General features: G+C 56.2%; 6 protein-coding genes. All 6 read right to left on the bottom strand.

The window, feature by feature from the left end:
- The coding region (locus tag ACN0S4_RS13465; protein ID WP_417658140.1) for a glycosyltransferase family 2 protein at positions 1-1,278 on the bottom strand (1,278 nt) is incomplete at its 3' end.
- Positions 1,275-2,195 (bottom strand): FkbM family methyltransferase, encoded by a 921-nt coding sequence (locus tag ACN0S4_RS13460; RefSeq protein WP_417658139.1) that lies wholly within the window; start codon positions 2,193-2,195, stop codon positions 1,275-1,277. The genes ACN0S4_RS13465 and ACN0S4_RS13460, both read right to left, overlap by 4 nt.
- A complete protein-coding gene (locus ACN0S4_RS13455; RefSeq protein WP_417658138.1) occupies positions 2,192-3,277 on the bottom strand; it encodes a class I SAM-dependent methyltransferase in 1,086 nt (361 codons plus the stop codon). The genes ACN0S4_RS13460 and ACN0S4_RS13455 overlap by 4 nt, the downstream gene beginning before the upstream one ends.
- Before the next feature lie 109 nt (positions 3,278-3,386).
- Positions 3,387-4,259, bottom strand: a complete 873-nt coding sequence (locus ACN0S4_RS13450) for a sulfotransferase family 2 domain-containing protein (protein ID WP_101275595.1) — start codon at positions 4,257-4,259, stop codon at positions 3,387-3,389.
- Positions 4,260-4,261: 2 nt separating this feature from the next.
- Entirely contained in the window at positions 4,262-6,037 is a 1,776-nt protein-coding gene (gene cysC / locus ACN0S4_RS13445; RefSeq protein ID WP_417658137.1) for an adenylyl-sulfate kinase, read from the bottom strand.
- A partial coding sequence (locus tag ACN0S4_RS13440; protein WP_417658136.1) for a hypothetical protein occupies positions 6,024-6,375 on the bottom strand: 352 nt, incomplete at its 5' end. The genes ACN0S4_RS13440 and cysC, both read right to left, overlap by 14 nt.

Genomic DNA, 6,375 nt, shown 5'->3' with positions numbered 1-6,375 from the left:
GCTGACATGCTTAAGCATCCACCCCGGAGCGTGGATAGGCACGTCGAGCAATTGAGTTCCATAGCGGGTGCTATTCGAATCGACACAACAAACGACGTGAAAACCATGCCGGCGCGCTTCGAGAATCAGTAGTGCAGCAATAAAGGCGCTGCCGAAAATGATGATGCGCCGACCAGCCAAGGGGGCAAGAATGCTCGACTCAGGTTCAGCCAAGGTCTTGCCTGCCCAGAGCAGCATCTTTTGCGTGGCGCTGTCATAGCCGCTGGAATCCAAGCCCTGCAAGGACGCTATGTCGTCACTGGACATGATGAGATTCTTGAGCAAAAAAATAGGTAACCCGGCCAGAAATGCACCTGGCGCAGTATCAACATGCTCCACAAGCTTGCTAACGACTTTTTTGATGCGCCGAATGATTAGCGGAGAAACGACAGCGGATTCATTCGTCGTGATGGCCTCCTGAATATCGAAGCGATCAACGAAGGTTCGAAAATGCAGAACATCTGGTGCCAGTCCTTTGACGCCTCGAGCTATACGCTCCAGCCTGCGATACAAAGGCACCCCAGGGCGCGACAGACTGACCGTATGGGAAAACTGGTTGAGATGGACCCTGCGACGTAGCAGGGGCTGCGCGATATATCCCACGCCATGTTTCTGGTTAACCCTGGCCGGAAACAACACGTCCGCAATGCCTGCCGTGTCCATGGGATTGCCATCAGTGGCCTTAGGCTGGAGATAGCGCTCGATCCTGTAGCCTTTCGGCAGCGCAGCCCTGTCCAGCATGACGCCACTGGGCATGGGCCATAAGCGCGTCTTAAGGAAGCTGGTGATGTACTCACCGGGCGCAAAGACCCGGTCAACATCGCTCACGGTAGCCTGTAGCATTGGCCTGCCGTCCTGGTCGATATCACTGACGCGACACCACGCCAAGGCAGTTCCGGGATGCTCGTCAAGAAAGCGCATCTGGCGTTCCAGCATGTCGTTTTCCATGATGTCGTCATCATGGGTAGCGATCACACGACGGCCGATGGCCAGATGGTAGGCAGAAATACAATTGAAAGTGACAGTACAGTTGTTGGGTGCATTCCTGATGTAGCGGATTCTCGGATCGGCAAGGCTCAGGACGTATTCCGCGGTACCATCGGTACTGCAATTATCGAGTACCAGCAATTCGAAATCTCGATAACTCTGCCGAAGAATAGCCTCAATGGCTTCTTGCAAATAATGCCTGCGGTTATAAGTCAGCAGTGCGACGGTAAGGGGCGGAGCAAAAACATTCATGCAATATGCCAATGGGTTTGTGGATGGAGAAAGACGAAATTCGTCTCCACGGTTTCGTCATCAATGGCCGAGCAAGGCTTCAGCCCGTTCTCACATAACGTATAAGCCCGATAGCCATAACCACTGAGCAGCATCACTACATCATTGGGGTGATAGCCGAATTTCCTCGACCACTTGCGTAGCAGCTCGATTAGAATCACTGGTTTTTGGGTCGCCAGAACTTTCTCGCCACCCTGGATAACCATCAATTCCGCTCCTTCCACATCGCACTTGATGATGTCCGGTGCCAGATCATGCTGCGTGCAGAAACTGTCCAGCGTCGTACTGGGGCACGTAATTCTTTCCAGCTTCTCAGGCTGGACGGGCTGGCCCGCCTCAACTAACGACGTAGCTCCCGAACAACGGGGGGTATAGAGAAACTCTAGCGGCATGTCCTCGCTTGAGACCGCCGACCGGAACGTCTCGATATTCCTGCAGTCGTTATGTCGAACATTACGCAGCAGAATATCGTAGGTATGCGGAATGGGTTCGAATGCATAGATTCGCGCCGTCGGGCAATGCTGAGACAATGCCAGCGAGTACCAGCCGCAGTTGGCCCCTATATCTAGGAAAACGGAGCCGGCATGCATCAGCGACTTGAGAAACTCCGTTTCTACCGTCTCGTAATCGCGAAAATTCATCAGGGTACAAGGCACCAGATGTTGATCCTCGGGATCAAGCAATAGCTCGATTTGCTGTGAACGCGAACGAACGAAGACGCCCTCGGGCCGAATACTGAGCGCCTCCACGTCGGTCGCTTGCAGAAACTCGGGATACGTAAAGAGCTGGGCATGCAGGGCATGGATGGCTTCGATGTAGTCCTGCTTCTTGATTTCCCCTTGCTCATGGGCTTGCCTAAGTTCGATAAGCCTGTTCATGACGTTGCTCCCGACGCCAGAGTGATGATCCTTCCAGTCCAGGCATACCGCTGTAGAAGCGTTTCGCGTATCTCTGCCGAGTAGGTGGTGCTAGCGATGAAAACCGTAGCCCCCTGGTAATTTCCGATTGAGTCGGGTGCCGTGATGAGGGTGTTCAGCAACTCCTTGCCTTGCAAGCGCCTGTTCCGGTCGATGACCCCACATATATTGGCCTGCCCCAGGCAGGTGTCGCACAGCAACCGACTGGTCAAGGCACCAGCCCCCCAAATCAGCAAAGGCTCCTGACTCGCCACCAGCTGCTTGGCCACGGCCTCCACGGGGCGCAAGCCTTGCCGCGAAAGATCGACGTAGACGCGCAGGCTGGGTGCGGCTTCGCTATCGCTGACAATGGCCAAGGATGGCTGCGCTACCCGCCGGTACAGGGCCAGCAGATAGTTGTTGTCGTAGAAGTCATTGTGCTGGGAGGCGACGATCACCTTCTCGAAACCGCAGGCACGCAGCAGGTTGTCGAGACTGGTGGCGCTGAAGAAGTTGATGTGCTCCAGCGCAAACTCCAGGAAGGGCTCGGCAGGTACGACCTGCCCGAAACTGGATGCATCGGGGACAGCGATGAACAGATAGCCATCGTCTCGCAACAGAGCAGAAATGCTCTCCATACTTCTGCGCAAATCGGCAATGTGCTCTAGCACGCCGCAGAGACTGACGAGATCGAAGCGCTCGCTGGCGACAAAGGTATCGACGCTCGCGCTATGGACGTTCAGGCTGTAGGTATTGCGCGCTAGTTCTGCCGCCGCCAGGCTTGGCTCCATGCCCTGTAGGTCCGTGAAGCCGGCTCTCTGGAAGTGATGGAGAAAATGCCCCATGCCGGAGCCGATATCCAGGATGCGGGCATCGCTCGCCAGTGAGGCGTGGCCATGCACGAATCGAAAGAATTCGCCATGGATACGCGCCAACCCCGGCGGCAATTCGGCATGCACATGATGATCGACAGCCTGGTAGAACTGGTTGAGCGCCGACTGGTCGGGAATATCGCTTGCATAGCAAAAACCGCACGCTCGGCATGTCACTACGTCGTAGTGCACAGGTTCGGCTAGGCCAGGAAACAGAAAGCTCTGTCGATGCAGCACTTTGGCTGAGCAACTACCACATATTTCACAAGGTCTGACTGACGAGTCATAAGCTTCGCTCATACTATTCACACATCCAACGCGACAAAGGTGAGTCACGCCCAATCAGCGCATCGTAGTGGCCAGTAGGTATGCATCGTTCCTGCCCTACCTGATACGTTAAAAACTGCACGTCTGGACTATCGACTTCCTGCATAGCGATAATCTCTTCCAGTTGAGAAGCCGCCTCCGCCAATAATTGACCATATCCTCTCTGACTCTCGGCCAGATGCTCCCGCGCCGCCGCATATAACGCACAATCATAGGCAAGTGCCCGTTCAAGTCTGGCTCTCAATTCAGGAGATATGTCCTCCCTCACATCCGGACGCACATTGACCTTCTGTGGAATTACATATTTCCAGCCAAGCCTCTTTGCCATTATTAACAGCGATGGGCTGAACTGCTCGGTAATACCAACGAACTCGCTGCTCCACAGATTATCTATAGCGACACCCAAGTGACTCATGGACACAACCTCAGTCGTAAATGACCCACTTACAAACTGCACCATGTTGTTGCGGTAGTAGTTTATGTCCAGCGCCCTGCTGATTATCTGATCTCTGGAAAGCCCCGGCTCCGAGAGCGTGGTATGAAAGTTATGGTCGGAGTGACGGATCGTATGGGCGATATCCGAAAGGAAGCGTTCCACAGGATCGCGCAGAAAGGTGTAGTAGCGTGGCTGGCGTATCCCCAAAAAACGATGAGTGCCATAAGGCGTATGCCCATATATGAGGCGACAGGATTCCGTTTTTCCCACATACGAGCCAGCGGCCTTCAGAATCTCTTTGGGATCCCCATTTAGGGTGATCACCTGCTCCGGAGCGTAATTTGCAGTTATCAAAGTACGCAGCGTACTTCCAGCAGTCTTTGCCACATGAACGAAAATGGGCGGCGACACGTTCAGTTTCCTTTTCCGAGCTGCACGTCCATATGCAGGTTTGTCTTCGAGAGAATCAGTTGGGCAGCCTCGATAGGCGATAGCCGCGCGGTATTGATGCAGACATCCGCAAATGGTGGCGCCTCATAGGGTGCGCTGATACCGGTAAAGTGCGTAATCAACCCCTGTCGGGCCTTGCTGTACAGTTTCTTCGGGTCACGCGCCTCGCAGATCTCGAGCGGTGTATTCAGGTAGATCTCGACGAAACTGTCTGCACCGATGATCTCCTCAGCCATGCCGCGATCAGCGATCAAGGGAGAAATCAACGAGGCAATGACGATCAATCCCGCATCGTTCATCAATCGTGCGATTTCCGCGGTTCGACGTATATTCTCCGTGCGATCCTCATGGGTAAAGCCCAGGTTGCGATTGATGCCGTGGCGCAGGTTGTCGCCATCAAGTACGCAACACAAACGCCCCGTATCGATGAGTTGTCGCTCCAGCGCATAGGCCGTGGTGGATTTGCCCGAGGCACTCAGGCCCGTGAGCCAAAGGGTCAACCCCTTTTGCCGGATCAATGCCTCTCGAACGCTGCGATCCACCATGCCCTGCTGCCAGAACACCTGGCCGACAGACGAAGCTGCAGGCCGAGAAATCGCATTGGCCTCCTCGGGGCAGGAAGGCCTGCTCTCAGCCAGAGGCGCCATCTGCGCAGACTGCCTATCGGGAACAGAGGGATTTCGCGCCGGGTCATCGCCCTCGTGGCTGCCAAGCATGCGGGCCAGCCCCGTGTCCAGGTCGATACGTGGGCGCCAGCCCAGTCGTCTGATCTTGCCGATGTCGAAATGGCCCGAGCTGCGCGCCGCGGGTGCCAGGCCGCTCCGGGCCTGCGCCCGAACGCTGAGGTGATCGCGCTTGCCTGCTACGGCGATCATTTTCTCGGCCAGCTCCAGGATGGTGATCTCCTGGGTTTCCCCCAGGTTGTAGGCGTTGCCAGGCTCCCCCCGGAAAAGTATGTGAAACAGCCCCAGGACGGTATCGGAGACATAGCAGAAGGGACGCGAGGCGTTGCCGTCCGAGTCGAGCCTGATATCCCGATCGGCCAGAACATCGGCCAACAGGTCGGCAATGGCCCGGCCGTCGTTCAGGCGCATACCAGGGCCGTAGCAATGAGAGATGCGCGCGATTCGGGTATCGATGCCGTATTGCGCGTGGTAGGCATGGCACAAGGTTTCGGCCAGACGCTTGCTTTCGCTGTAGCAAGCGCGTGGCGTCAGGGGATCCTCGCCGCCGAAATCGCCTTCCCCAATGGCATCGATCTGCAGGGGGTTGTCGCCATAGACCGCACCACTGCTGAGGAACAGGAATCGGGCTTGCCTGGAACGCGCGAGCTCCAGCAACTGCTGAGTACCATTGGAATTGGCAAGGATGGTATCCACCGGCCGATCCAGGTAGTACCGCGGACTAGCCGGGCTGGCGGCGTGAATGATGATGTCTGGCGGTATGTCCAACTCGCAGGGCTGGGTGACATCCTGAATCAGAGGGGTCACTTCGCCCGGAAGATCCAGCCAGGGCAAGCGCTGATGCAGTTTTTCCAGATTTCTAGCCATCGCATGGATGCGCAGGTTCGCTTGCGGGTAGCAACGATTGAGCCAGGCCAGGACCTCGACGATATGTCCGCCGATAAATCCTGAAGCACCAGTGACGAGGACATGACGACCATACAGCTGCTCCCAGGGCAGGGGCGCATCGAGGATGCCGGCCAGATCTTCGGCAAGGATGGGATCAGGTGTGTTCATAGATGCTCTCGAGGCCGATGATGCGATCTTCCGCAATGCCCTGGGTCAGCAGGTGCTGCCTGATGTTCGCCCCGAAGCGAATGGAACAGACCAGTATGGGCAACATCCCATGCTCGGCAGGGTCATAGCTGCCGATGATGCGCGAACCTATCCGTTGGCCCCACTTGCTCGGAGAGGAATCCAGCAGGGCCTGGATCTCCAGCTCTTCAGCGACAGGGGCCACGTAATTGAAGAAATCACCACCGATGCCATAGACCAGAAACGGGCCGGCGAATCTGTCACGGAAGCGCTGTAGCAGCAGGCTGCGCTGACGGTCGGTCGGCAGTAGCGGTCTAGCG

The sequence above is a fragment of the Pseudidiomarina aestuarii genome, from assembly GCF_048263735.1.
GTDB lineage: Bacteria > Pseudomonadota > Gammaproteobacteria > Enterobacterales > Alteromonadaceae > Pseudidiomarina > Pseudidiomarina aestuarii_B.
This window is presented reverse-complemented; position numbering and strand designations above follow the sequence as displayed.

What these genes read in the sequence shown, in the direction of transcription:
- ACN0S4_RS13460 (WP_417658139.1), bottom strand. Translation starts at nt 2,195, where the DNA reads ATGAACAGGCTTATCGAACTTAGGCAAGCCCATGAGCAAGGGGAAATC.
- cysC (WP_417658137.1), bottom strand. Translation starts at nt 6,037, where the DNA reads ATGAACACACCTGATCCCATCCTTGCCGAAGATCTGGCCGGCATCCTC.